The 23,350-nt window shown below is 69.8% G+C and carries 24 protein-coding genes; 14 read left to right on the top strand and 10 right to left on the bottom strand.

Translation table 11 applies throughout. From position 1 onward, the window contains the following. Positions 1 to 99: 99 nt before the first annotated feature. Positions 100 to 663: a tellurite resistance TerB family protein gene (locus OG841_RS22890; protein WP_328639794.1), complete on the top strand. Its 564-nt coding sequence runs from the start codon at positions 100 to 102 to the stop codon at positions 661 to 663. Between the two features lie 21 nt (positions 664 to 684). Here OG841_RS22890 and OG841_RS22885 read toward each other — a convergent pair whose 3' ends face one another. Beyond that, positions 685 to 891: a hypothetical protein gene (locus tag OG841_RS22885; protein ID WP_328643783.1), complete on the bottom strand. Its 207-nt coding sequence runs from the start codon at positions 889 to 891 to the stop codon at positions 685 to 687. A 90-nt stretch (positions 892 to 981) separates the two neighbouring features. Between OG841_RS22885 and OG841_RS22880 the strand changes: the two genes are divergently transcribed. Both OG841_RS22880 and OG841_RS22875 read left to right on the top strand, forming a co-directional pair. Continuing rightward, positions 982 to 2,328 (top strand): helix-turn-helix domain-containing protein, encoded by a 1,347-nt coding sequence (locus OG841_RS22880; protein WP_328639795.1) that lies wholly within the window; start codon positions 982 to 984, stop codon positions 2,326 to 2,328. 624 nt (positions 2,329 to 2,952) lie between these two features. Beyond that, positions 2,953 to 4,386, top strand: coding sequence for a GAF domain-containing protein (locus OG841_RS22875; RefSeq protein ID WP_371566751.1), 1,434 nt, complete (start codon positions 2,953 to 2,955; stop codon positions 4,384 to 4,386). Between the two features lie 4 nt (positions 4,387 to 4,390). On the opposite strand, the gene OG841_RS22870 is transcribed toward OG841_RS22875, so the two are convergent. Both OG841_RS22870 and OG841_RS22865 read right to left on the bottom strand, forming a co-directional pair. Further along, positions 4,391 to 5,164 carry a hypothetical protein gene (locus OG841_RS22870; protein ID WP_365116591.1) on the bottom strand — a complete coding sequence of 258 codons (774 nt, stop codon included), beginning with the start codon at positions 5,162 to 5,164 and terminating at the stop codon, positions 4,391 to 4,393. An 82-nt stretch (positions 5,165 to 5,246) separates the two neighbouring features. Then, positions 5,247 to 5,783 carry a TetR/AcrR family transcriptional regulator gene (locus OG841_RS22865; protein ID WP_371570791.1) on the bottom strand — a complete coding sequence of 179 codons (537 nt, stop codon included), beginning with the start codon at positions 5,781 to 5,783 and terminating at the stop codon, positions 5,247 to 5,249. A 120-nt stretch (positions 5,784 to 5,903) separates the two neighbouring features. On the opposite strand from OG841_RS22865, the gene OG841_RS22860 reads away from it, so the two are divergent. The 3 genes from OG841_RS22860 (at position 5,904) to trhA (ending at position 9,228) form a co-directional block, all read left to right on the top strand. Continuing rightward, entirely contained in the window at positions 5,904 to 6,803 is a 900-nt protein-coding gene (locus tag OG841_RS22860) for a DMT family transporter (protein ID WP_371566748.1), read from the top strand. Positions 6,804 to 8,041: 1,238 nt separating this feature from the next. Continuing rightward, positions 8,042 to 8,374, top strand: coding sequence for a helix-turn-helix domain-containing protein (locus OG841_RS22855; protein WP_328639799.1), 333 nt, complete (start codon positions 8,042 to 8,044; stop codon positions 8,372 to 8,374). 59 nt (positions 8,375 to 8,433) lie between these two features. Further along, positions 8,434 to 9,228 carry a PAQR family membrane homeostasis protein TrhA gene (trhA, locus tag OG841_RS22850; protein ID WP_371566746.1) on the top strand — a complete coding sequence of 265 codons (795 nt, stop codon included), beginning with the start codon at positions 8,434 to 8,436 and terminating at the stop codon, positions 9,226 to 9,228. 432 nt (positions 9,229 to 9,660) lie between these two features. Here the strand turns inward: trhA and OG841_RS22845 are convergent, their stop codons facing one another. The 3 genes from OG841_RS22845 to OG841_RS22835 form a co-directional block, all read right to left on the bottom strand. Beyond that, on the bottom strand, positions 9,661 to 10,902 hold the full coding sequence (locus OG841_RS22845) for a PP2C family protein-serine/threonine phosphatase (RefSeq protein WP_371566743.1): 1,242 nt from the start codon (positions 10,900 to 10,902) through the stop codon (positions 9,661 to 9,663). 905 nt (positions 10,903 to 11,807) lie between these two features. Continuing rightward, entirely contained in the window at positions 11,808 to 12,392 is a 585-nt protein-coding gene (locus OG841_RS22840) for a hypothetical protein (protein WP_328639802.1), read from the bottom strand. 432 nt (positions 12,393 to 12,824) lie between these two features. Beyond that, a complete protein-coding gene (locus tag OG841_RS22835) occupies positions 12,825 to 13,739 on the bottom strand; it encodes a hypothetical protein (RefSeq protein WP_328639803.1) in 915 nt (304 codons plus the stop codon). Between the two features lie 233 nt (positions 13,740 to 13,972). Between OG841_RS22835 and OG841_RS22830 the strand changes: the two genes are divergently transcribed. Beyond that, the gene (locus OG841_RS22830) at positions 13,973 to 14,890 is read left to right on the top strand and encodes an IS5 family transposase (RefSeq protein ID WP_328635795.1); all 918 of its coding nucleotides are present in this window, start codon (positions 13,973 to 13,975) and stop codon (positions 14,888 to 14,890) included. On the opposite strand, the gene OG841_RS22825 is transcribed toward OG841_RS22830, so the two are convergent. Then, positions 14,847 to 15,383 (bottom strand): hypothetical protein, encoded by a 537-nt coding sequence (locus tag OG841_RS22825; RefSeq protein WP_328635796.1) that lies wholly within the window; start codon positions 15,381 to 15,383, stop codon positions 14,847 to 14,849. The genes OG841_RS22830 and OG841_RS22825 overlap by 44 nt on opposite strands. A 224-nt stretch (positions 15,384 to 15,607) precedes the next feature. On the opposite strand from OG841_RS22825, the gene OG841_RS22820 reads away from it, so the two are divergent. Further along, positions 15,608 to 16,770, top strand: a protein-coding gene (locus OG841_RS22820) for an IS3 family transposase (protein WP_328637499.1) whose coding sequence is annotated in 2 segments (ribosomal slippage) — positions 15,608 to 15,892 and positions 15,895 to 16,770 — 1,161 coding nt in all. Because the reading frame shifts where the segments join, the coding sequence is not laid out codon by codon here. Here the strand turns inward: OG841_RS22820 and OG841_RS22815 are convergent. Beyond that, positions 16,739 to 16,993 carry a pentapeptide repeat-containing protein gene (locus OG841_RS22815; protein ID WP_371566739.1) on the bottom strand — a complete coding sequence of 85 codons (255 nt, stop codon included), beginning with the start codon at positions 16,991 to 16,993 and terminating at the stop codon, positions 16,739 to 16,741. The two genes, OG841_RS22820 and OG841_RS22815, sit on opposite strands and share 32 nt — an antisense overlap. Positions 16,994 to 17,052: 59 nt before the next feature. Here OG841_RS22815 and OG841_RS22810 point away from each other — a divergent pair, with 59 nt between their 5' ends. After that, positions 17,053 to 17,820 (top strand): transposase, encoded by a 768-nt coding sequence (locus tag OG841_RS22810; protein WP_328639809.1) that lies wholly within the window; start codon positions 17,053 to 17,055, stop codon positions 17,818 to 17,820. A gap of 1 nt (position 17,821) precedes the next feature. Here OG841_RS22810 and OG841_RS22805 read toward each other — a convergent pair whose 3' ends face one another. Beyond that, the gene (locus OG841_RS22805) at positions 17,822 to 18,232 is read right to left on the bottom strand and encodes a pentapeptide repeat-containing protein (protein ID WP_328639810.1); all 411 of its coding nucleotides are present in this window, start codon (positions 18,230 to 18,232) and stop codon (positions 17,822 to 17,824) included. 565 nt (positions 18,233 to 18,797) lie between these two features. Beyond that, a complete protein-coding gene (locus OG841_RS22800; protein ID WP_328639811.1) occupies positions 18,798 to 19,256 on the bottom strand; it encodes an ATP-binding protein in 459 nt (152 codons plus the stop codon). A gap of 218 nt (positions 19,257 to 19,474) precedes the next feature. On the opposite strand from OG841_RS22800, the gene OG841_RS22795 reads away from it, so the two are divergent. The 5 genes from OG841_RS22795 (at position 19,475) to OG841_RS22775 (ending at position 23,349) form a co-directional block, all read left to right on the top strand. After that, entirely contained in the window at positions 19,475 to 20,356 is an 882-nt protein-coding gene (locus OG841_RS22795) for a helix-turn-helix domain-containing protein (RefSeq protein WP_328639812.1), read from the top strand. 2 nt (positions 20,357 to 20,358) lie between these two features. Then, positions 20,359 to 20,544: a DUF397 domain-containing protein gene (locus tag OG841_RS22790; protein ID WP_328643593.1), complete on the top strand. Its 186-nt coding sequence runs from the start codon at positions 20,359 to 20,361 to the stop codon at positions 20,542 to 20,544. Positions 20,545 to 20,557: 13 nt separating this feature from the next. Next, complete coding sequence (locus tag OG841_RS22785) at positions 20,558 to 20,833, top strand: hypothetical protein (RefSeq protein ID WP_328639813.1); 276 nt, start codon at positions 20,558 to 20,560, stop codon at positions 20,831 to 20,833. 287 nt (positions 20,834 to 21,120) lie between these two features. Then, complete coding sequence (gene thrS, locus OG841_RS22780; RefSeq protein WP_328643594.1) at positions 21,121 to 22,335, top strand: threonine--tRNA ligase; 1,215 nt, start codon at positions 21,121 to 21,123, stop codon at positions 22,333 to 22,335. A 51-nt stretch (positions 22,336 to 22,386) separates the two neighbouring features. Then, positions 22,387 to 23,349, top strand: coding sequence for a nucleoside hydrolase (locus OG841_RS22775; protein ID WP_326666617.1), 963 nt, complete (start codon positions 22,387 to 22,389; stop codon positions 23,347 to 23,349). The last annotated feature ends 1 nt before the right edge of the window (position 23,350 follow it).

Genomic DNA, 23,350 nt, shown 5'->3' with positions numbered 1-23,350 from the left:
CCGGCTGACCCGGTCGGCTCGATCGGCTTGGGGGAACCTTTACCCGGGCTCGGCCGTTGCCGGGGTGAGATCACTCAGACGAGTACCGAGGTGACGTCAATGGCACTGTTCGACCGGCTCAAGGACCAGGCCAAGAATCTTCAGCAGCAGGCGCAGGGCGGGCGCGGCACCACGACCGGTGGGGCCGGACACGGCGGTTCGCACGGCGGCTCTCGCGGCGGTTCGCGCGCCCAGCTCGTCGGTGTGCTGAAGACGCAGCTCGGCTCCCTCAAGACCGAGCTGAAGAGTGGCGCCTACCGCGACGCCAGCATGGCGATGTGCGCCCTGGTCGCGGCGGCGGACGGCCATGTGGACGCGGCCGAGATGCAGCAGATGGAGTCGCTGATCCTCAGCAACGAGGTGTTGCAGAACTTCCCGCCGGAGCAGCTGCGCACCCGCTTCCACAAGCATGTGGACCAGCTCACCCGCAACTTCCCGCAGGGCAAGGCGGAGGCGCTCCAGGACATCGCCAAGGCCGCCAAGAAGCCCACCGAGGCGCGCGCGGTGATCCAGACCGGCATCGTCATCGCCGGTGCCGACGGTCACTTCTCCCAGGCGGAGCAGTCGATCCTGAGGGAGGCCTGCGCGACCCTGGGCCTGCAGCCCGCGGAGTTCCAGCTCTGAGGGCCGCTTCCGCAGCCGGGCTCATTCCGACGAGGGCCGGGTGACCTGCTGGACCTGATCCGCCTGCTCGGCCGGTCGCTCCCCCGACGCCTTCGCCGGCCCCGCGTTGGCAGCCAGGACCAGTGTGGCCACGGCCACGACCGCGGCGGCGAAACCCCTGGCATAGCGCGCGGTGGTACTGGTGCGTTCGAGCACGGCGACCTCGCAGCGGTGGCGGTGAGTACCCATGGCGGTGACGGCGTATTAAGCAGGGTTAATACGCCGTTTAACCTAGGGGCTGCGAGAGCCGAACGGCAAGAGGGGCTTGGGGAGTTGGCCATGTCGGAGCGGGACGACCCGGGCGTCATCGGGCGACGGGTGCAGCAGCTGCGGGTCGCACGCGGACTGACGCAGAAACAGCTGGCCGAACCGGCGTACACACCGGCCTACATCTCCACTCTGGAGTCCGGGCGGGTGCGCCCCTCCGACGACGCGCTCCGGCATCTCGCCGACCGCCTCGGCGTCGGGTTCGAGGAACTGGCGACCGGCCGCCCGGCCCGTCTCGTCACCGATCTGCGCCTGCGCCTCACCGAGGCCCAGCGCACCCTCGCCACCGGGGAGGCCGAGGAGTCCGCCGCGCAGTACGCCCGGCTGCTCGCCGAGGCCGACGCGCTCGACCTCGCCGAGGTGCGCGCCGCCGCCCTGCTCGGACTCGGGGAGTGCGCCGTGGAGACCGGCGAACTCCGCGCCGCACGCCAGTACTTCGAGCGGGCCGAGAAGGCCCTCGGCGACGACGTGCCCCTGCCCGCCCGCGTTCCCGCCCTGCGCGGACGCGCCCTCGCCCACTACCTCACCGGTGAACTGCGCTACTCCGTCTACCTGTTGGAATCCACCATCGACGAGCTCAACCGCGGTGGCCTCCACGACCCCGACGCCCTGCTCCTCCTCTACGCGAGCGTCATCGGCCCCTACATGGACATGGGGGCCCACGCCCGCGCCGCCCAGGCCGCCGAACTCGCCCTGGCGCTCGCCCCGCAGGCCGGCGACCCCGCCCTCGTCGCCCGGATGCACCGGTCCGTCGCCCGCACCCTGCTCGCCGAGGGCCGCCTCGCCGAGGCCGACGCCTCCCTCGCCAAGGCCGCCGAGCTCTACCGCCGGCTCCAGATCCGTACCGAACTCGCCAACTGCCACTGGATGCGCGGATACGTCTACGCCCAGAACGGCGAACTGGAGCGCGCCGAGGCCGAGTTGAGGCAGGCCCTCGACATGCTCTCCGCCAAGCGGGCCGCCCTCTACTCCAGCCAGGCGGCCGTCGAGCTCGCCGATGTGCTGCACCGGCGCGGCAAGTCCGACGAGGCCGCCGCCCTGCTCCACGACGTGCTCAGCGACCTCAGCTCCGAGCGCGGCGCCCTGCACTCCGCCGCCGCCCACCGCCTCCTCGGGATCATCGCCGAGGACGCCCGGGACACCGAGGCCGCGGAGGAGCACTACGTCCGCGCCCTGAGCCTCCTGGAGCGGGCCGGCGCCGCCGGTGACCTGGCCGACCTGTGCCGGATGCTGGGCGATCTGCTGCGCCGTACGGGACGAGTCGAGGCGGCACTGGACGCGTACCGGACGGGCCTCGGACACCGCACGGCCCCCGGCACCACCACCCTCGGCCCCGCACCCGCACAGCCCCCTCTGTGAGGATTCCGCGCCTGCGCACAGATATGTCCGGTCAGCCCGCGCGGGGCGACTGAACCGGGACGGAGACGGCGCCCGACGCTGGACCGGGGCCGACGGGCGTCTGCCGATCCGTATCACCGCTGGACCGGTTCGGGGCGGCCGCCGCCGTCGTACGGCGGCGGCCGCCCCGGTGAGGACGCGCGGCTTCTCTCGCACGGTCCTCCGGGAAGGTCCCCGGCCCCGCTCGGGACGGCGGGAGGCGCCCCGGTCGGCGTCGCGGGACGGGGACGGAAGTACGGCACCGCTCAGGGCGGCGCGAGAGGGGCATGGGGGGGGCTCCGGCACAGTTCGACGCTGTGCGGCCGCTCCCTGACCGTCACCGAAAACCGTAGTGAATGGGCGCGCGGTCTGTGAAGAGTGCGTGGGGGTGCTCCGAGGGCCGGACCGCCGGTGTTTCTGTACGCCGTCGGGACAGCGGGGAGTGCCGATCCGCCGTGCCCGTCCTGGGCGTTTCGCCCGGTGGACCAGGGGTAGCCGGGCGGTGCCCCTGGGTGGGTACGCCACGAGCGGCGCCCCCCGCCCCGGTGAGCCCGCTTGGGGGCCGATGACGGACAGGACCCGCACCGACCGAAGGAGGCGGTGGTCGTGCGGCCCACGGACGACCGCGGCGACACCCACGGCGACGAGCCGGGTTCGTTCCCCGGATCGGGCGGCGAAGCCGAAGCGTTCGCCGGACCGGACAACGTTTCCGGCGCGTTCGGGACGCCGGGCGACGAACCACGACGGGCGGCGGAACGGGAAGGCCGCGGCGGTCGAAAACGTCAGGACGAACGGGACCGTGACCTCGGGCGGGAGCGGGAACGGAACCGCGAGGCCGACTACGAACGTGGCGTGGGGCGCGAGCGGGAGGTCGGCCGGGACCGTGAGCTCGGGCGGGATCGCCGTGAGGTCGGACGTGGCCGCGAGGCGGGAGGCCCCCGCGAGGTCGGTCGCCCTGGCGAGGCCGGCTCCGATCGCGGAGTGGGGCGCGAGCGGGAGTGGGAGATCGGGCGGAACCGTGAAGCCGGTCGTCCCCGCCAGGCCGGCCCCGACCGTGAGGCCGGCCCCGACGGTGAAGCCAGTCGCCCCCGCCAAGCCGGACGCCCCCGCCAGGCCGGCCCCGACCGTGAGGCCGGCCCCGACCGTGAGGCCGGCCCCGACGGTGAAGCCAGTCGCCCCCGCCAAGCCGGACGCCCCCGCCAGGCCGGACGCGACCGTGAGGCCGGCCCCGACGGTGAAGCCAGTCGCCCCCGCCAAGCCGGACGCGGCCGTGAAGCCGGTCACTCCCACGAGACCCACCACCCGGGCCGCGAAGCCGGACGCGGGCGGGAGTCGGATCACGTGCGGATCTCCGATGTGATCGCGGAGGGGGTGCTGGGTGCCGACCCGGCCGATATTCCGGGCAAGCTGTGCGTGGCCGCCGTCAGGCTGTTGCCGGTGGCCGACGCGAGCGTGTCGCTGCGCAGCGACGGCATGCCCGTCCAGCTCAGCGCCAGCAGCCCCCGGGCCGAGCACCTGTCGGAACTCCAGGCCACCCTGGGAGACGGGCCCTGCACGTCCGCCGCGGAGACCCGCGCCGCCGTGCTCGCCACCGATCTGACGTCCGGCCGGGACGCCGCCCGCTGGCCGGTCTTCGCCCAGCAGGCCACCGCCGCCGGTATTCGGGCGGTGTACGCGATGCCGCTCGGCAACGACACCGTGTGCGTCGGCACCCTCGACCTCTACCGGGACGTCCCCGGCGAACTCACCCGGCGGGAGGTACGCATCGCCGAGCTTGTGGCCAGCGTCATGACCGTGGCCCTGACGGCACTGCCCCGGGGGCAGGAGAACGGCCCCGAGGGCGACGACCTCTGGCTCAGCGGCCTGGCCAAAGCGCACGACGAGGTGTACCAGGCCGTCGGCATGATCATGGTGCAGCTGGGCGTCGACTCGGACGAGGCACTGGCCCGGCTGCGCGCGGACGCCTTCGCGGACAGCCGCACCGCGCTCGAGGTGGCGCACGACGTGGTCTGGCACCTGAAGCGGTTCGACCCGGACTGACCGCTCAGATCTCCACCCGCCCCTGCTTCCTGATCTGCGTCAGCCGCTGGGCTCCCAGCTGTACGGCGGTCTGCGTGGCCTGCGTCTGTACGTCGCCGAAGCCGCCGTTCGTCACACTGATCGCGTCCTCCCCGACGCGGACGGCGGCGACGTCCAGCGTGAGCGTCGTCGGTTGACCGTCCGGGGACTGGCCGGTCAGCCACACCCGCAGCCCCTGCCGGGCGTCCCCCGCCTCCGGCAACGGCGCCTCGGTGACCTGCACCCCGAAGACGGCCCCCGTGGTCGTGGTGGCCCCGAACTGCGCGCACGTCCGCGGAAGGCCCTTCAGCCAGGCCAAGGTCTTGTCGATCTCCGCCGACGGACGCTCGAGCACCTGGTACCGCATCTGCGCCTTGTTCCACTCGTCGTCCATGCCGACGACCGCACGGGGCTGGGCGTCGGCCCCGAACAACTCGTCCGCGTACAGCGCGTCGAGCAGCCGCTGACACTCCCGCTTGTCGGCCTTCGCCTTCAGCACCCCGTCGTGCCAGGTGGCCACCCCCTGGGTCGGCGTCCAGGGCTCACCGAGGTCCGCGTCGGTGACGAGCGCGGCCTGCGCCATGGCCTCGGTGAGGGCGGAGGAGGGGGCGGCGGACGTCTTCGGGGACGGCGGCGCGCTCGTGGGCCGCGTGATCGGCGGCCTGGGAGCGGTGGGCGGGGTGGACAGAGCGGAACAGGCGGTGGCGGCGAGGAGCCCACAGAGGGCGAGAGCGCAGGCGGCGGCGCGGGGCGGGGTCATGCCTCCAGTGATCACCGGGTTCACGGAGGTCACCAGTGGTCCGGGCCGTATGGGTTAAGCAGTACCCGCCGCCGAGCCGCGTCTACGCACCCCGCCCGCCGACCAGCGCGGTCGCCTCCTCGCGGGCGACCGCGATCGGGTCGGCGAAGACGTGCAGCCCGTGGGCGACCAGCGCACCCTCGTGCAGCAGCATGAGCGTACGGGCCTGCTCGGGGGCCAGATCGGTGAAGAGCCGGAGCATCCACGCCTTCTGACCGGTGATGATCGCGTACGCCGGATGGGCGGGGTCACTGATCTCGGCGTGGGCGTTGACCATGGCGCACCCTTTGGGGCTGTTGTCGTCCATCCACTCCCGGGAGGCGTCGAAGACCGCGCGGACCCGGTCGACGGCCCCCGGCCCGGCCGCCTCCAGCCGCTCCATCACATACGTCCGCCAGCGTTCGTCCCGGTCGGCGAGGTACTCCACGACGATCTGCTCCTTGGAGCCGAACCGGTCGTAGAGCGTCTTCTTCGTCACCCCGGCCTCGGCGGCGATCAGGTCCACGCCGACCGCGTGGATGCCCCGCTCGTAGAACAGCCGGGACGCCGCCGCGAGGGCGCGCCGCGCACCCGGGGTCATGCCGATCCGCCGTACCTGCTGTGCACCACCGTTGTCTCCCACCCTCCCGACTATACCGATCTGTATAGTGGTCGAGGCAAGGAGGTATACAGATCTGTCTAGTCACGGGTGGTGACTCCCATGAACGTCCTGCTCTCCGCCGCCTTCGTCGTGTGCTGGAGCTCGGGATTCGTCGGCGCCAAGCTCGGCACGCAGGAGGCCGGTGCGATGACGCTCCTGATGTGGCGCTTCCTGCCGCTGGCGGCCGTCCTCACCGCGGTGGCCGTCCACCGGAGCCGCGCTCCCTGGCGTGCCCTGGCGCCCCGCGACCTCGCCCGCCAGGCCCTGATCGGACTGCTCTCCCAGAGCGGCTACCTGCTCACCGTCTACTACGCCATCCAGCTCGGCGTCTCCAGCGGTACGACGGCCCTGATCGACGGCACCCAGCCGCTGGTCGCGGGAGCGCTCGCCGGCCCGCTGCTGCGCGAGTACGTCTCGGCCCGGCAGTGGCTCGGACTGTGCCTGGGCCTCGCCGGGGTCGCCCTGGTCACCACGGCCGACGCGGCGGCGACCACGGGTGTGGCCTGGTGGACCTACCTCGTCCCGTTCGCGGGGATGCTCTCGCTGGTCGCGGCCACCTTCCTCGACCGCCGCTCCCGCACCTCGGTGACCCCGGCCGTGTCGATGACCGTCCACTGCGCCACGAGCGCCCTCGTCTTCACGACCGCCGCGGTGGCGACCGGCACCGCGACCCCGCCCACCACCGGCTCCTTCTGGCTGGCGACGCTCTGGCTCGTGACCCTCTCCACCTTCGGCGGCTACGGCCTGTACTGGCTCGTCCTCCAACGCTCCGGAGTCACCGAGGTCAACACCCTCATGTTCCTCATGGCCCCGGTCACGGCGGTCTGGGGAGCCGTGATGTTCGACGAGCCCTTCACGACCCAGACCGCGGTGGGCCTGGCGGTCGCGCTGACGGCGGTGGCTGTGGTGCGCGGGGTGAGCTTCCGGACGGGGGAGGCCGGGGCGGCCCGGACCCGCTGACGGGGCCTGGACAACACCGCTGCTCGGCGGGGCCGCCGCCGTGACCCCCACAGCCCGCTGCGACCCTCGCGCTCGCGCATCCGGAACGCGTCACCCGGCGCAGCGGGTCGCCCGACGCGGGACGGCCCCACTTGATCGCCTCGCTCACCGCGGGGGCGGCGGCGAGGGCTGTACTCGTCGACCGCCTGCGACATCCGTAGTCGGCGAGCAGCTCCGGCCGCCTCTGGGCTGATCGCTGACGCTCGGGCGCGTCAGCCTCTGTGCCCTCGTTCATGCAGTGGCTCTCGGCGCTGGTGGTGCCACCTGCCTGGCTCTTGGCATGTGGTTCGTCTGGCGGCAACGCCGCAGGCACGCCAGCACCCTCGCGGGCTGGGGGGTGTGGCCTCATGCCTTCTGAAATGCGCAGATCCGTTGTGCCGTTGCTGTGGTGGGGGTCTGGTGGAACCGCTGTCGACATCTTCGAGGAAGTGCCGGGCGCTCCGCGCACGCCGGCGAGGGATGGAGCGGAGCGGACGGTTGCGACGTTGCCGCTCATCGCGTCCATCAGGCCACCCTGGTCTCTCATCGTCGGCGGCCAGTCCTCCATCGCCGTTCGAGGCGGATTACCTCACCGTCGAACGCGCAAAAATCTATAGTGGCTGGAGTAGACATTGGGTGGCGCCATAGTTATGGTTTCTCTCGTAGCCCAGAGAGACAGAAGGGCCCGGCAGACACGAACTGCCGGGCAGCAGTACGTAGTTGCAGTGCGCAGGACGGTGCGGTGGTGGAGTTCCGAAGCCAGGGTTGTTGCAGGACGGCGACGGGGCTGACGACCGGACCGGGTGGCCCGCAGTGATCAGGGGCCGCCATTCGCAGTACCCAGCAGTGAAGTCAGTGAGCGGTACCTCGGTGAAGGCGTCGGCTGCGGGCGCGCGCATCGGGAAGCAGTATCAGCAGTGCAAGCAGTACGCAGTTCCCGTTTGGCAAGTGATTGGTTCAGAGGGAAGAACGGAGGAGCCGAGCGCCATCAGGATCGCCCGGGCGGACGTCTTGAGTCCGGGTACCGCAGGACATCGACAGTGAGGTGGTCTCCGGTCGAGCAACAGCGATCCCCGCGCCCCCGACAGCGTCTCGGTCGGGTCGGCGGACACAGAAGGCCGGCGCAGTACCAGGGCCGGCAGATGGTGTAGCAAGTTCCTTCGGGGTCCTGGTGCCGTACGGCACCAGGACCCCTCCACGTGTTTCCGCAGAGAGGTGAGATGACAGCAGGCGATTCCTTCGGCCGTCTCGACGACGACGATTACCCCGCCTTCACCATGGGGCGAGCTGCCGAGATGCTCGGCACCACCCCCAGCTTCCTCCGCGCCCTCGGCGAAGCCCGCCTCATCACCCCGCTCCGCTCCGAGGGCGGACATCGCCGCTACTCCCGCTACCAGCTGCGGATCGCCGCCCGCGCCCGGGAACTCGTCGACCACGGCACCCCCATCGAGGCTGCCTGCCGCATCATCATCCTCGAAGACCAGCTCGAAGAAGCCCAGCGCATCAACGCCGAGTACCGCCGCGCCGCCTCCCGGCACACGGCCGGCATCTGACCCGCAGCCCGCAGCGAGTGGCAGGCCGCACTGATCCGCCGATTTCAGAAGACGAGCGCATGACCGCCGAAGACACTCAGCCGCCGGCACTCGGGCGCGATCCCCAGCCCCGCCCCGGCACCACTCCCGACGCCCTGCGCACCCCCGTGGTCGATGCGCCTGCCGGCCCAACCGGCCGGCCGGCTGCCGCCGTCGGCCTGGAAGGCGGGGTGGAGCGGACGGCGGCTGCGCTGAAGCCGAGGATGCGCGGCTGGCTGCACGCCGGCGTGTTCCCCCTGTCTCTGGTCGGCGGCATCGTCCTGATCGCCGTCTCGCGCTCGGCGGCGGCAGTGGCGGCCTGCTCGGTGTACGCGCTGTCGGCCTGTCTGCTGTTCGGCACCAGCGGGGTATACCACCGCGGAACGTGGGGTCCGCGCGGGGAGGCCCTCCTGCGGCGGCTGGACCACGCGAACATCTTCCTGATCATCGCCGGCACCTACACCCCGCTGGCGGTACTGCTGTTGCCCGCGGGTCGGCAACGGGTGCTGCTGGCCGTGGTGTGGGCGGGTGCCCTGGCCGGCATCGCCTTCCGCATCCTGTGGATCGGGGCTCCCCGCTGGCTGTACACCCCGTGCTACATCGCGCTGGGCTGGGTCGCCGTCTTCAACCTGCCCGACTTCGCACGCACCGGCGGCACCGCGGTCGTCGTACTCGTCATCGCCGGCGGTCTGCTCTACACCGCGGGCGCCGTCGTCTACGGACTCAAGCGCCCCGACCCCTCACCGGCCTGGTTCGGCTTCCACGAGGTCTTCCACGCCCTGACCATCGCGGCCTTCATCGCGCACTACACGGCCATCCTCCTGGCAGTCATATGACCGCGTGCGGAGGCAGGTCCACGTCTCTCTCACAGATGCTTCGGGCCTGACCCGTTCCTCACGTCACTAGCGGACCTCGAACGGGTCGGCGACCATGAAGCCCTGCCCGGCCACGCCTACCCACCGCGGCCTGACGGCCAGGCCAGGGCGCGTCGCATCCGCCGCCACAGCCTTTTCCGTACGCAGGAGATCGCCGCGCGCCCGTTCGCTTGACCGCCATCACATCGGGTTCGCGCCCTTTCGGTTCGGTGCGTCGTGACGGTCCCGCCCCCGATTCCGCCATCGGCCCGGCGCCCCGAGGGAGCGCTTCCCGGGCTGGCGGGGCGGCCCGCTGGACCGGGCGAGGGCTGTCGCCCAAGGTATCTGCGACCTTGGGCGCGAAACCCCAGGTCGGCGGCAGGCCTCAGCGAGGGAGCCGGTGCATCGTCGCGCTCAGTCGAGGGTGGCGAGGTGATCGGCGTCGCCGCCTCGCCACTCGACGAGGAAGATGGTCGCGTCGTCGGTCGTGGTGCCGCCGCGTTCGTGTTTGAGGGCGTGGGAGAGCGCTCGCACCACCGCCCGTACCTCCGTGCGGTCGCGGAGGATCCGGTTGGTCCATTCGACGAGCTGTTCCTCTCCGAACTGTTCCCCGCTGGCGTGGTGCTCCTCGATGAGGCCGTCGGTGAAGCACAGCAGCCGGTCGCCGGGTCGCAGCATCCGCTCGCTGACCACCGGCTCCTCACCGCCGAAGCCGACCGGCAACGTGGTCGGGCTCTCCAGCCGGTCCACCACGGCGCGGTCCCGGATCAGAAGTGGAGCCGGGTGGCCTGCGTTGACCCACTGCAGTCGGCCGGTGGTGATGTCCAGAATCATCATCTGCGCGGTGACGAAGTGGTCGGGGCCGAACTGCTCGTTGATGGCTCTGTCCATGAACGCGTACACCTGGGACAGATCGGTGTGGGCCCGCCGCGTGTGGCGATAGGCGCCGATGGCCACCGTCGCCATGGTCGCCGCGTCCAGCCCGTGACCCATCGCGTCGATCATGGCCACGTGCAGGACGTCGCCGTTGAGGGCGTAGTCGAAGCTGTCGCCGGCCACGTCGTAGGCGGGCTCCAGGATCCCGGCCACCTCGACCTGCGGAATCGTCATCGACAGTGGGGGCAGCAACGACCACTGGATCTCCGCGGCCACGCTCATCGGGGCGCTGCGGCGGGCCTGGAAGAACTGGTCGGTATAGGCGTCCTTGGTGACGATCATGTCCGCGACCAGACCGGCGAGTCTGCGCAGCAGGCGCCGGTCGTCGTCATCGACGTGGTCCAGGGTGACGGCCATCACCCCGATCTGGTCGCTTCCGTCCAGCAGCGGCAGGTACATCCGCACACTGCCGTCCTTCGGCACCTCCACCGTTCTGCGGCCCAGGAACGCCTCGCCGGCGGGGGAGTCCTCGACCGGCTCGGGGCCGCCGACCTTCAGCCGCCGGCCCGGCAGCGGCACCAGCAGCACCTGTTCGTAGTCCTGCAGGAGGATGGAGACCTCTCGCCCCCCGACCCTGGCCACCTCTTCCGCGACGAGCGGGGCGATCAACTCCGGCGGCATCTCGTGTGCGCGGTCCAGCAGCACCCCGAGCAGCCGTTCGCCGAACCCCTCGGACCGGTCCACCCCGACCCTGTCCGGCCTTCGCCCACGGTCCGTCATGGCTTCTGCTTCCCTTCGTCCTCTGACATGAGGAACTCAGCGGGGTGGCTGCGTCCACGCGGTGTTCGCCGGGAGGCCCGGTGCCCCGGCCTCGTCCCACCACAGCCGATGCGGGGCGGTGGCGGCCGGAACAGCGCCGCCGGCACCCCGACGACGTATCCCGACGCGGTGCCCGTAGCAACGCACACCCTGCCCCTCTCGGATCCACCAGCAGGCACGCGATCAGCGCGGGACGACGCCGTCGACCGGCACAGGCTCGCATCGCCGACCGGTCCAACGCGCCGATTGCGCCATGGGCAGCATGTCGCCCCCGAATTCCGTTCACCACAAAGGCTTGGGCCGACGGAGACAGGGGGAGGCCGACCGGTCAGCGGGCCGGGTCCGGGCCCTCGGACCTGATCACAGGGGGGCCGATGGTGGCCGTTGGCGACTGGTCGGTCGCGGTGTTCGCGCAGACCGCTTCCAGAATGCCGATCCTGCGCCATGTCGGGTCCACGACGCCGTGGCCGCGCCACTCCGGACTTCGGCGGAACGATCACGCCGTGCTGGGCCGGCCGCGTCCGCCGTGCTTCAACGACCCCGGCGTATACACACCGGGGTCGCCCTTCCGGGCCGGTCGCACGTGAGAGTGTGCCGACCCGCTTTCATGCTATGCCTGGTGCACATTTCGGGCATCCGATGTTTCGCGGTTCTCGCGGCGCAGTGCACACATCACAGGGTTGTCGGCGTATCCCCCCGTCCGGCCGTCGTTGATGCCGGAACCTTCTGATCCGTAGCTCTATGTGGATCGGTCAGTGAGGGGCAGACCGGTCGTTGAGGAGCCATGGGCGGATCCTGTTAGACGGGGTTGGTTGCTGTGGTTGCGGTACTTCTCTGCTGTACGAGACTTGAGGTGCGCCAGGCGGTCAGGCGCGGCGCCATGCTTCGAAGAATCGCTCACGGTCCTGTGCCGTTTCGAGCTCCCGCCGACTGGCCAGCGCGACGCGCCATGCGCTCATCTCTGCGTCCCGTAGCCACATCTCGCCCCCGTAGCGACCACTGACGCCAATGGTGCCGTTGTCGAGGACTGAGCCGATGGCTTCTGCCACAGCCGTGCGCTGAGCTGGCGTCAGCTCCTCCAGGAAGCTCAGGACGCGGGAGGCGATGCCGCTCTCGTTGCCGTCATGGATACGGTCGAAGAAGGGCCCGCCCATGTTGGCAGGATGGATGTTCCAGGCTGCGCTGCCTCCGGTGTCGCGGATGCGCTCCCAGAAGTCCTTCCCTTCTGTGGTTCCCGGCAACGGAAGCGCCGCGAACAGGTCGATCAAGTGACCGTTGGCAGCTTGGCTGTACGCGGTGTCACAGGTTGCAGCAGCGGCGATTTTGGCAACGTGGCTGACAGTGAGGCCGCTATCTTCGGGCCAGTCGAGCGGGACGTTGAGCTTCTGGGTGAGGTGCCGTTCTAGCTCGTCGTACTCATCAGGCTGTTCGCTGCCGATACGCCGGTTCACGATCAAGCTGTCCCCCTGGGGCTGCGGTCCGATACTCGGACTTGCCAGCATGCCAGCGCCAGAAGCCTCGGTGTGAGTGGGTTTTGGACGAGCTGGGTCCCCATCGCGAGCACTCATGCCTCGACCGAGCGACTGCTTCGTCCCGAAGCAACTTGGGTGGTGGCTGGGCCTTGGGGTGGTGTGCCTTCCACCTGTGCTGATGGTCCGCAGACGTCCGTACTCGTCTGCGACTGTGCGTCGGTGCTGTCACGCAGTGAAGCACTCACAGCAGCCGCCGCTCTGCTGCCCGGCTGGCGTTCTTGACCTACAGCTCATACGGGGCCACGGGCGTTCGTAGGGCGATGTGAAGCTGAACCGTGGTTCCTCCCTACGGATCGACGGTGCTGACCGGGGTACGCCCCCGGGCAGCACCGTGGTGCCGACCCGGCGCGTTCAGCCGACGCAGCCTGGGACGCTGCCGGATGGTGCGCAGTTGTCCGGGGTGTTGTTACGGACCTGGGACTGGCTCAGCGTCACCGTGGCGCTGGGACTTTGTTGGTTGATGCCGCCGCCGCTGCCGGGGCCGCCCTGTGAGGTGTTGCGCTCGACCGTGGAGTGAGTCAGCGTCGCCGTGCCGCCGTTGTCGATGCCGCCGCCTCGGTCCGACGCGGTGTTGCCTCTCACCGTGGAATGGACAAGGTTCAGTGTGACGGTGCCTTCGCTGGTGATGCCGCCGCCGACCTGGGCGGTGTTGTCCCTCACTGTGGAGTGGGTCAGCGTCGCCGTGCTGCCGGCTCGGATGTAGAGGCCGCCGCCGCCGCCCGCGCTGTTGCGCTCCACAGTGGAGTTGTCCAGTGTCACCACGACGGTGGTGTCGCTCATGATGCCGCCGCCGGCACCGCCCGTGTTGTTCCTCACCGTGGAGCGGATCAGGTGCACCGTGCCGTAGGTGTAGATCCCACCGCCGTATTGGGCGGTGTTGCCTTCCACTGTGGAGTTGATCAGTGTCACTGTGGCGGAGGGATTGTTGCGGATGCCGCCACCGACGCCGGCGTTGCCGTGGGTGATGGTCAGGTGGTCCAGGGTGACATGGGCTTGACTCCCGCCCAGGTCGCCGATCGTCACGGCGGGAAGTCCGGCGGAGTTGCCGTCGAGCACCGCCTGACCGTTCCCCCGCAGGGTCAGGACCTTGTCGATGGTGAAGGGGCCGGTGCAGGTCCCCCTCACTCGAAGGGTGTCGCCCGGCGATGCAGCGTCGATCGCCGGCTGCAGGGCACCGGGGTTGGCAGTGCAGTTGACCTGGGTCTCCAAGGCCGCCGCCGCAGGCGCTGCTCCGGCCAGCCCGGTCGCCCCGACCGTAACCGCCATTGCTGCCGCCGGTAGCAAGCGGCGACGTGTGGCCATGCTTCTTCGCACGAACATCTGACGTTTCCTTATGTCCCTAGGCATGAGCATGCCTGAGAAACTGTTGTCTTTTCGATCTTGAGGGATGCGCGTCGAACGGGAGTCCCGATCGGGTGGTCGCGGGACGCTGGGCGCATACGAACAGGGCCTCCTGAACAGCTCGTTGGTGTCGAATCACCGAGCAGCAGGAGGCCCTGGTGCAGCAGTCTTGCGTGCCGATGGCCGGGCAGTCCAGCGCGGTCACCTGGGAGTGTGACTGCCTGGCTCACCGGTTCGGAAACGCCGCCGACAACGGGAAGCGGCAGCCTCGCTACCCGACCGACATGACGGACGGAGAGTGGGCCGCGGTCTGCCCGCTGCTGCCGGTGCCGGGCTGGATGCGCGGCCGGGGAGGCCGGCCGGAGGGGTACTGCCACCGGGCGATGCTCGATGCGATCCGGTATCTCGTGGACAACGGGATCAAGTGGCGGGCGATGCCCGCCGACTTCCCTCCGTGGGACCGCGTCTACGCATTCTTCCGCCGCTGGCGGGACAACGCTCTGGTCAAGGAGTTCCACGACCGGTTGCGCGCGAGGGCCCGCGAGGAACTGGGGCGGGATGCGGAGCCGACGGCCGCGGTGATCGACTCGCAGTCCGTCAAAGCGGACGCGGTGGTCGGCGCGGACAGCCGGGGCTTCGACGGCGGCAAGCTGGTCAACGGGCGCAAGCGGCATGTCGTGGTCGACACGCTCGGCCTGCTGTTGGGTGTGATGGTCACCGCCGCGGACACCGGTGACCGCATCGCCGCCCAGGGCCTGCTTGGGCAGGTCGCCGACGTGCACCACCGGCTGGAACTGGTCTGGGCCGACGGCGGCTACACCGGCAGCCTGGTCGAGCACTGCCTGGCCACGCTCGCGCTGGTCCTGGCGATCGTGAAACGCAGCGACGACATGCGCGGCTTCGTGGTGCTGCCCAAGCGGTGGATCGTCGAGCGGTTCTTCGCCCACCTGATGCGAAGCCGCCGTCTGGTGCGCGACTTCGAGCGGCGCACGGCCAGCGCCGAGGCGATGGTCTACTGGTCGATGACCCTGCTCATGACGCGCCGCCTGGCCCGGTCACGCCTGCCGCGAGGGTGAACCGGCCCGGCTGCCGCTCGGCCAGCCAGCCCCGCGCGACCAGGCGTTTCGCCTTCGACCGCAGTGCCTCCACTCGTGCCGGCACCACGTCCATGCCGAACGCTTGGGCCATCTCCTGGCAGGTCAGCGGCCCTTGATGGAGCCGGTCCCGGTCTGCGAGCGTCGTGAGGATGCGCTGGTAGTCGACCGACAGCACCGACCAGGCCAGCCCCTGGCGCCACACCGGAACCTGCGACTTCGGCTTCGCCGCGTCCCGGGGTTCCGGCGGCGCGTCCGCATCCCGCGCTTCCTCAGTGACCTCTGTGCCGGCGGTGTTGCCGCCGTCCGGAGCCAGCACCGTGTCGACCCGCCTGCGGGCAATCGCCCACTCCTGCCATTCCTGCTCGGCCGCGGCCAGTTCGGCCTGGATGCGGTCGGCCTCCTCCCGCAGCCCGTCGACTCGACGGCGAGCGGCGACCTCGTGCTGTTCCAGCAGTCCGACGACGGACGGCATTCGTGACCTCCCGGGGAGCGACGACCCGACAGGCCACGACTCCCACGGAATCACCACTGCTATCCCCGACCAGCGGAAACGCACCGATCACGCCCGAAAAGACAACAGCTTCTGAGATGGCTCGCGCTCATGTTGCTTCTCTCGGAGGTGAGGTGGGGTCTGCCGCACGATCGGGTGACATCTGAACTGGCTTGCCCTGTGGGGCGGGTGGGAAGGATGTCGCTGTGCCCAAGCCTTATCCGGAGGAGTTCCGCCAGGACGTTGTGCGGGTCGCGAGGAACCGCGGTCCGGGTGTGACGGTCGAGCAGGTGGCCACCGACTTCGGAGTCCATCCGATGACGTTGTGGAAGTGGATGCGTCGCGCGGACATCGACGACGGAACCAAGCCCGGAACGACCGGCCAGGAGAGCGCAGAGCTTCGGGAAGCTCGTCGGCGGATCAAGCTGCTGGAGCAGGAGAACGAGGTTCTGCGGCGGGCCGCGGCCTATCTGTCACAGGCGCATCTGCCGGGAAAAGGATCTACCCGCTCGTGAAGGAGCTGGCCGGGGACGGGGTGCCCGTCACGGTTGCGTGCCGGGTGCTGAAGCTCGCCAGGCAGCCCTACTACCGCTGGCTGGACCAGCCGGTGACCGATGCCATGCTGGAGGAGGCGTACCGCGCGAACGCGCTGTTCGACGCGCACCGTGACGACCCGGAGTTCGGCTACCGCTTCCTGGCAGACGAAGCGCGCGGTGCCGGGGCCGTGATGGCGGACCGGACCGCGTGGCGAATCTGCCGGGACAACCGCTGGTGGAGCGTGTTCGGCAAGAAGCGCGGCAAGGCCAAGAAGGCCGGCCCGCCGGTGCACGACGACCTGGTCCGCCGTGACTTCACCGCGGTTGGCCCGAACCGGCTGTGGCTCGCCGACATCACCGAACACGCCACCGGCGAAGGCAAGTTGTATCTCTGTGCGATCAAGGATGTCTTCAGCAAAAGGATCGTCGGCTACTCGATGGACACGCGGATGAAGTCCCGCCTGGCCGTCACAGCCCTCAACAACGCTGTCGCCCGGCGTGGACACGTCGACGGGTGCATTCTGCACAGCGATCGCGGGTCGCAGTTCCGGTCACGGAAGTTCGTCCGGGCGCTCGATCGTCACCGGATCGTCGGTTCGATAGGGAGGGTCGGGGCGGCAGGCGACAACGCGGCCATGGAGTCCTTCTTCAGCCTGCTGCAGAAGAACGTCCTCGACCGTCGATCGTGGGCCACCCGCGAGGAACTGCGGATTGCGATCGTGACCTGGATCGAGAGGACCTACCACCGGCGCCGCAGACAAGCCTCGCTCGGCCGGCTGACCCCCGTCGAATTCGAGAGCGTCATGACCACACCGGCTCTCCAGGCCGCGTGACCGAACCTGTCACCCAAAGCTGCACCAGACCCTCCAGTACCGCAGCTGCTTGGATTTGCTCAGCTGTACAACCGTGCGCTGTCGAGAGATCTGTCCCTATCAGCTTGGCTTGCGCCAGATTGGCATCTACGAGACTTGCTCCCCGCAGGTTGGCAGCGCGCAGATTCGCCGCGCTCAGGTATGCACGGTCCAGCCAGACACCTTCCAGCCGGGTCTCTTGCAACCATGCGTCTTCTAGAGGTTGTCCCGTAACCGGTGGGGTGGTTGGTGCGTTGGCTGGGTATGGGTGGGGTGATTTCAGCTGATGATCCGAAGTGGATCGAGCCGTTCTCCGGGTTGAGCGAGGTGCAGTTCGCCAGGCTGGTGGCGTCGGTGCGGCGTCGCGGGGGTGACGTTCAGCGGGGCCGTCCCTGGCGGTTGCCGCTGGAGGACCGGGTGTTGCTGGTGGCGACGTACTGGCGCACGAACCTGACGTTGCGGCAGGTGGCACCGTTGTTCGGGGTCTCGAAGTCCGCGGCCGACCGTATCCTCGATCACCTGGCACCGCTGTTGGCCATCGCGCCGGCCCGACGTCCGCGCAGGGACACTGTCTACATCGTCGACGGCACCTTGGTGCCTACCCGGGACCGCAGCGTCGCCGCGTCCAGCAAGAACTATCGGTACTCGACGAATCTGCAGGTCGTCATCGACGCCAACAGCCGCCTGGTGGTGGCGATCGGCTTGCCGCTGCCCGGCAGTCGCAACGACTGCCGGGCGTTCACCGAGTCCGGTGTGGACCGGGTCTGCCGCGGTGCCCCGACCATCGCCGACGGTGGCTACCAGGGCACTGGCCTTCTCATCCCGCACCGCAGGCGACGAGGCCAGAGACACCTCAGCCCGCAACAGGAAGCAGAGAACGCCGTCCACCGCCGGGCACGGGCACGAGTCGAACACGCCCTGTCCCGGCTGAAGAACTGGAAGATCCTTCGGGACTGCCGCCTCAAGGGCAACGGCGTTCACCAGGCCATGCTCGGCATCGCCCGGCTCCACAACCTGGCCCTCACCGGATAGCTCACGCCCCATACGGGACAACCTCTAGTCGGGCTTCAGTCAAATCCGAGCCGTCCAGTCTCGCGCTGCCCAGACGAACGCGGTCCAATCGAGCCTGCTTAAGGTCAGCGCCTCTTAGGTCCGTCCCACGCAAGTCGATGCGGAAAGGCTCGTGCGCTATGGGTCGACGCCCCAGCACGGTCAATGCTGCCTGAACGGGCTCGGTCGGATGGTGGTCTGTTTGGAGCGGCTCTTCTTCGTCTGTAGCCATCAGTGTGTGCTCCCTGATGAACGAGGCGAGAACCTCGACGACCGTCAGGTGGTCCTTGGGCGAGTCACGCATGATGCGTTCTAGAGCGTAAATGCCGCCCAGGCGCTCGACAGTCCGATCCGAAGCCAAGAGCTTGATGGCCTCCACATAGCGGTCAGTCACCTGCGCTTCTCGCGATAACTCGGCTTGCTCGCGGTCCCGATCTCGGGTGTGCCGCAAGCTGCGATCGGTGTAGTAGAGACCTGCTGCTGCGACTGCTCCTGCCCCGAGGGCCACCAAAGCTGTGCGGACGCCTGTAACTACAACGCCGTCTGCTGGCTGCAAGTTGTCTGTTCTCAGGTGTCGACCGTCCAACCACCAGGGACCCTGCCATAGCAGGATGACGTAACCGGACAACAGCAGAACGAGACCGATAGCTAGTCCTGCGCGCTTCCAGTGCGGTCGCATGGGGGTGAGGTGCCCAACCGCCCACAGGGCTAAGCCCGGCGAAGCAGTCCCTTCAACTGATCGAGCCGCTGGCGGCTACGACGGAGGGGAGCCAAGCGCATCGTGGTCGTCCGCGTCAGCAGCGGTGTTCCCCTCGGCGGATATTCGGTAATGCTCTGCCCGACGGCGCGCTTGTCGTGGACCACGACTCGGTGCGCGATCGCGCTGAGCACGTCCCTGACGTTCTCCGCCTCCTGGCCGCGGTGCCCCATGCCGCGGTGGTCCGTCACCGGCAACGCGATCACCTGCGGATCCCTGTGGCTGCGCATCGCGCGTCTTCGGGGAGATCCAGTTCCGCCCACACCGTCTTGCCGACCGTGAGCCTCTCCACCGCCCAACGACCCGCCAGCACGCGGACGATGAGCAGCCCCCGTCCGAACTGGTCGTCAGGCTGGGGTGGCCGGGCCCCGGGGAGGCGTTCGCCCCTCGGGTCGGTCACCGCGATGCGGAGGGCGGTGTCGGTGAGGGTCGTTTCGACGCGGAAGAGGCGGTCTCGTAGGCAGCCGTGCAGCAGGGCGTTCGTGCACAACTCGCTCGCCAACAGGGCTGCGTCGCCGGCGAGGGCCGGATGGCCCCAGTCGACCGCGAGCCCGGCCACGCGTCTGCGGGCGAGGGGGATGCTGCGCGGGTACGGGGTGTAGCTGACCTCGTCGTGGCGGTCGTACGACTTGGGCGGGCCGGGAGGGCAGGAGTCGGTCACAGGAGCCTCCGGGGAGTGGGGGGAGTTGGGGTGGCTCCGCCGTGCGGGCAGCACGGTGCTCTTCCGCCAACTGGTTTCACTGTGTGGGCGATCGAGTACTGACGGTAGTGATGTGCTCGCCGCTTGCGCAAGCGGTCTCGGGGAAATATGTCTCCAGTTTCGCTTGTGCTGTGGTTCCGGTGAACCGCACACTTGCCACGATCAGGAGGTGACCCGAGGTGTCCACAGGCCAGTTCACGCGCGGAACCCGCGTATCCACCGTCCTCGCGCGCAAGTTGGGCGGTGAACTGCTGAGGCTGCGGGACCGGGCCGGCCTGACCCAGCCGCAGGCTGCTGAGGCACTGTCGGCGACGGCCGCCAAGGTGGCCAAGATGGAGCGCGGGTGGGTGCCGTTCCGCGATCCCGACATCAAGATCCTTTGCGAGCTGTACGGGGTGACCGACCCGAAGGCCGTGGAGCGGTTGTTGAGCCTCGCCAGGACCGACCGGGAGCGCCGCAAGGCCAAGGGGTGGTGGAACCAGTACCCCGAGCTGCGTTCCCTGGTGGAGTACGTCGCCCTGGAGGACATCGCGACCAGCATCCGCACCTGGCAAGGGGCCTTCGTACCGGGCTTGCTGCAGACGCCGGACTACGCCAGGGCGCTGGCGATCGGCAACGCCGACTGGGACGAGCCAAGTGAGATCGAGCGGTTCGTGGAGGCGAAGGTCGCCCGGCAGGGGCGGCTGACGGACAGCAGCCCGCTCGGCCTGTGGACCGTTGTCGGTGAGGGGGCGCTGCGTCAACTGGTCGGCGGCCGCGAGGTCATGCGGACCCAACTGGAGCACTTGGTCGAGGCGTCCCGGCTCCCCAACGTCAAGCTTCAGGTGGTCCCGTTCCTCGCGGGCTCGCACCCCGGCATGACCAGCGCCTTCAGCGTCGTCTCCTTCGCCGAACCCGGCGCGATGGACGTGGTCTACATGGATACGACCTCGTCTACGCTGTGGCTGGAGAGCGAGGCGGACGCCGCACGGCACAACACCAAGTTCGAGCGGATCGCAAGGAACGGACTCGCTCTTCACGATTCCGTCGAGTTGATCGAACGCATCCGCAAGGAGCTGTGACCGTGCCGCCCTTCGAGTTCGCCAAGTCCAGCCACAGCAGCGGCAACGGCGAGTGCGTCGAAGTCGCCCGCAACCGCCCCGGCACCATCGCCGTCCGCGACTCCAAGACCCCCCACGGACCGATACTCCAGGTCGTCCCCGACACCTGGACCACCTTCATACGCTCCCTGCACCACGCCCACGCCTGACCAGCCCCCCCCCATGACCTGGACCGAAGCCGAATACCTCGACCTCCTCCAGGCCGAGCGCCGCGCCTACGCCTGGGTCATGCGTCACCACGGCGGCATGTCCCTGCCCGCGTCCCGGGCGGCGGCACTGCGCTGCTACCCCTATGAACCCGCCGGCCACCCGCACCGCGGGCTCGTCTTCCACGACGAGGCCTGGCACTGGGCGATGAGTCGGATCCACGGGGAGCGTTACCCCGTCGAGCATCCCGAACTGGCCGATCCGTCCCCCGAGTACCGGGCACTGACCTGACCCACTCCGGACAACCGCAGCAGACGCGGGCAGCTCCGCACAGGTCACCCCACCCCACCGCACCAAAAAAACCCTTCGCCCCACCCCCACCCCTCCCCTACCCTCACCCCATGCAGCGTGCTCAAGCCATCGCCATCCCGTCGATCACGACGACGCCGGAGCAGGTCCCGGTGCGCTGACAGCTGACGCAGTCCGAAGCCCCGGGGCGAGTGCCCCGGGGCTTTGTCGTTCCCGTCGGTTCCTCGCCCCCCACCGCGAGGGAGAACCCCATGAACCCCATGAACCCCATGCACGACCACCGCCGACTCGGTCGTGAGCTCGAGCTGTTCGACACCGATCCGCTGATGGGCGCGGGGCTGCCGTACTGGCTGCCCGACGGGGCCGTCGTACGGCATGTCCTGGAGGAGTACGTCAGGGAGGCGGAGCGGGCCGCCGGGTACCGGCATGTGTACTCGCCGGTGCTCGGGAAGCGGGAGCTGTACGAGATCTCCGGGCACTGGTCGCACTACGGCGACGACATGTTCCCGCCGATGCGGCTGGGCGGCGAGGAGGTGGTGCTGCGGCCCAGCCTCTGCCCGCACCACGCGCTCATCTATCGGTCACGGTCCCACAGTTACCGTGAACTGCCCCTCAGGATCGCCGAGTTGGGTGGCATGTACCGCTCCGAACTGTCGGGCGTCCTCGGCGGTCTCACCCGCGTCCGCTCCATCCAGCTCAACGACGCCCACATCTTCTGCACCCTGGAACAGGCGGTCGAGGAGGCCCGCGCCGCCCTCGAACTCATCCGGCGCGCCTACGACGACCTCGGCATCCGAGCGTCCAGGTTCCGTCTGTCCCTCCCGGGAGACTCCGGCAAGTACGTCGCGGACCCCGCGCTCTGGCGCCGCGCCACCGACCTCCTCGAAGAGGTCCTGGACGGCGTCGAGTACGAGTCCGCCGAAGGCGAGGCCGCCTTCTACGGCCCCAAGATCGACGTGCAGATCACCGACCCGGCCGGACGGGAGTCCACCCTCTCCACCGTCCAGATCGACTTCCACCAGCCCGAACGCTTCGACCTCCACTACATCGGCCCCGACGGCGGCAAACACCGCCCGGTGATGGTCCACCGCAGCATCATCGGGAGTGTGGAGCGGCTGGTCGCGCATCTCATCGAGGCGCACGGTGGCGCCTTCCCCGTGTGGCTCGCCCCCGTACAGCTGGTGGTTCTGCCGGTGGGCGACGCCCAGGAGGAACGGGCTCATGACGTCGTACGGCGGGCCGAAGCGCGCGGTATCCGGGCCGAACTCTCGGGCCCCGGCCACGGCACCCTCGGTGCCCGCGTCCGCGCCGCGCGCCTCGTGCCGTACCAGGCGGTGATCGGGGAGCGGGAGGCCGGCGCCGGCTGTGCGGCCGTACGACTGCGGGACGGCCGTAGACCAGGAGCCGTGCCGGTCGACGAGCTGCTGGGGCGGATCGGTGCCCGGGCCGGTGATCGCGGGACCGAACTCTGGGCGGCTGCGTAAGGTCGGTTCCGTACGCCAGTGACGTACGCCAGTGACGAAAGGACCCCCGCCGTGACCGGTCAGCCCATCCCGGTGATCATCGACTGCGACACCGGCGTCGACGACGCCCTGGCCCTGTTGTTCGCCGTACGGCATCCGGGCATCGACCTGCGCGCGGTCACCTGTGTCGCCGGGAACACCGACGTCGACGGCGTCGTCCGCAACACGCTGACCGTCCTGGAGCAGGCCGGGGCCGGGGACATCCCCGTCGCCCGGGGTGCCGCACGGCCGCTGATCGAGCCCGTGCGCACCGCGCAGCACGTGCACGGCCTCGACGGCATGGGTGACCTGGGGCTGCCCGCGCCGACCCGGGTGGCGGTGGACGTGGACGCGGTGACCCTGCTCAGGCGGGAGATCCTCGCCTCGCCCCGCCCGGTCACGCTGATCCCGACCGCGCCGCTCACCAACATCGCGCTGCTCCTTCGTACGCACCCGGACGTGGTGCGGAACATCGAGCGGATCGTGTTCATGGGCGGCGCGGTGGCGACCGGGAACGCCACGCCCGTCGCGGAGTTCAACGTCTGGCACGATCCCGAGGCGGCCGCCGTGCTGCTCACCGCTGGGGTGCCGATCACGATGTACGGCTTGGACGTGTTCGAGCGGGTCGTCGTCCCCGCCGCCGACGTCGAGCGGCTGCGGGCTAGTTCGGAGCCGTCCCTTCGCATGGCCGGGGAACTCCTCGCCCACCGCGACCCGGCCGCTACCGGCGATCCCACCCCCACCGGCGGCCTCGGCGACGCGGGCGCGGTCTGCGCGGTCGTCGACCCGGACGGCCTGACCACCGAACTCCTGCCGGTGGAGGTGAGCCTGGCCCCGGGCCCGACCCGCGGCCAGACCGTCGTCGACCGCCGCCGCCGTCCCGGCGAGTCCGAGATCCACGAGGGCGAACGTGAAGTGACCCTCGTGGACGTGGGGTTGGGCGTCGACGTGGAGCGGTACGTGAAGCTGTGGCTGACGGCGGTGGAGGGGGCCTGAC

The organism is Streptomyces canus, from assembly GCF_041435015.1.
GTDB lineage: Bacteria > Actinomycetota > Actinomycetes > Streptomycetales > Streptomycetaceae > Streptomyces > Streptomyces canus_G.
The sequence above is the reverse complement of the archived record's forward strand: the minus strand, read 5'-3'. Positions and strand labels throughout refer to the sequence as shown.

What these genes read in the sequence shown, in the direction of transcription:
- OG841_RS22890 (WP_328639794.1), top strand. Translation starts at nt 100, where the DNA reads ATGGCACTGTTCGACCGGCTCAAGGACCAGGCCAAGAATCTTCAGCAG.
- OG841_RS22885 (WP_328643783.1), bottom strand. Translation starts at nt 891, where the DNA reads ATGGGTACTCACCGCCACCGCTGCGAGGTCGCCGTGCTCGAACGCACC.
- OG841_RS22880 (WP_328639795.1), top strand. Translation starts at nt 982, where the DNA reads ATGTCGGAGCGGGACGACCCGGGCGTCATCGGGCGACGGGTGCAGCAG.
- OG841_RS22870 (WP_365116591.1), bottom strand. Translation starts at nt 5,164, where the DNA reads ATGACCCCGCCCCGCGCCGCCGCCTGCGCTCTCGCCCTCTGTGGGCTC.
- OG841_RS22865 (WP_371570791.1), bottom strand. Translation starts at nt 5,783, where the DNA reads ATGACCCCGGGTGCGCGGCGCGCCCTCGCGGCGGCGTCCCGGCTGTTC.
- OG841_RS22860 (WP_371566748.1), top strand. Translation starts at nt 5,904, where the DNA reads ATGAACGTCCTGCTCTCCGCCGCCTTCGTCGTGTGCTGGAGCTCGGGA.
- OG841_RS22855 (WP_328639799.1), top strand. Translation starts at nt 8,042, where the DNA reads ATGACAGCAGGCGATTCCTTCGGCCGTCTCGACGACGACGATTACCCC.
- trhA (WP_371566746.1), top strand. Translation starts at nt 8,434, where the DNA reads ATGACCGCCGAAGACACTCAGCCGCCGGCACTCGGGCGCGATCCCCAG.
- OG841_RS22845 (WP_371566743.1), bottom strand. Translation starts at nt 10,902, where the DNA reads ATGACGGACCGTGGGCGAAGGCCGGACAGGGTCGGGGTGGACCGGTCC.
- OG841_RS22835 (WP_328639803.1), bottom strand. Translation starts at nt 13,739, where the DNA reads ATGGCGGTTACGGTCGGGGCGACCGGGCTGGCCGGAGCAGCGCCTGCG.
- OG841_RS22825 (WP_328635796.1), bottom strand. Translation starts at nt 15,383, where the DNA reads ATGCCGTCCGTCGTCGGACTGCTGGAACAGCACGAGGTCGCCGCTCGC.
- OG841_RS22810 (WP_328639809.1), top strand. Translation starts at nt 17,053, where the DNA reads ATGGGTGGGGTGATTTCAGCTGATGATCCGAAGTGGATCGAGCCGTTC.
- OG841_RS22785 (WP_328639813.1), top strand. Translation starts at nt 20,558, where the DNA reads ATGACCTGGACCGAAGCCGAATACCTCGACCTCCTCCAGGCCGAGCGC.
- thrS (WP_328643594.1), top strand. Translation starts at nt 21,121, where the DNA reads ATGCACGACCACCGCCGACTCGGTCGTGAGCTCGAGCTGTTCGACACC.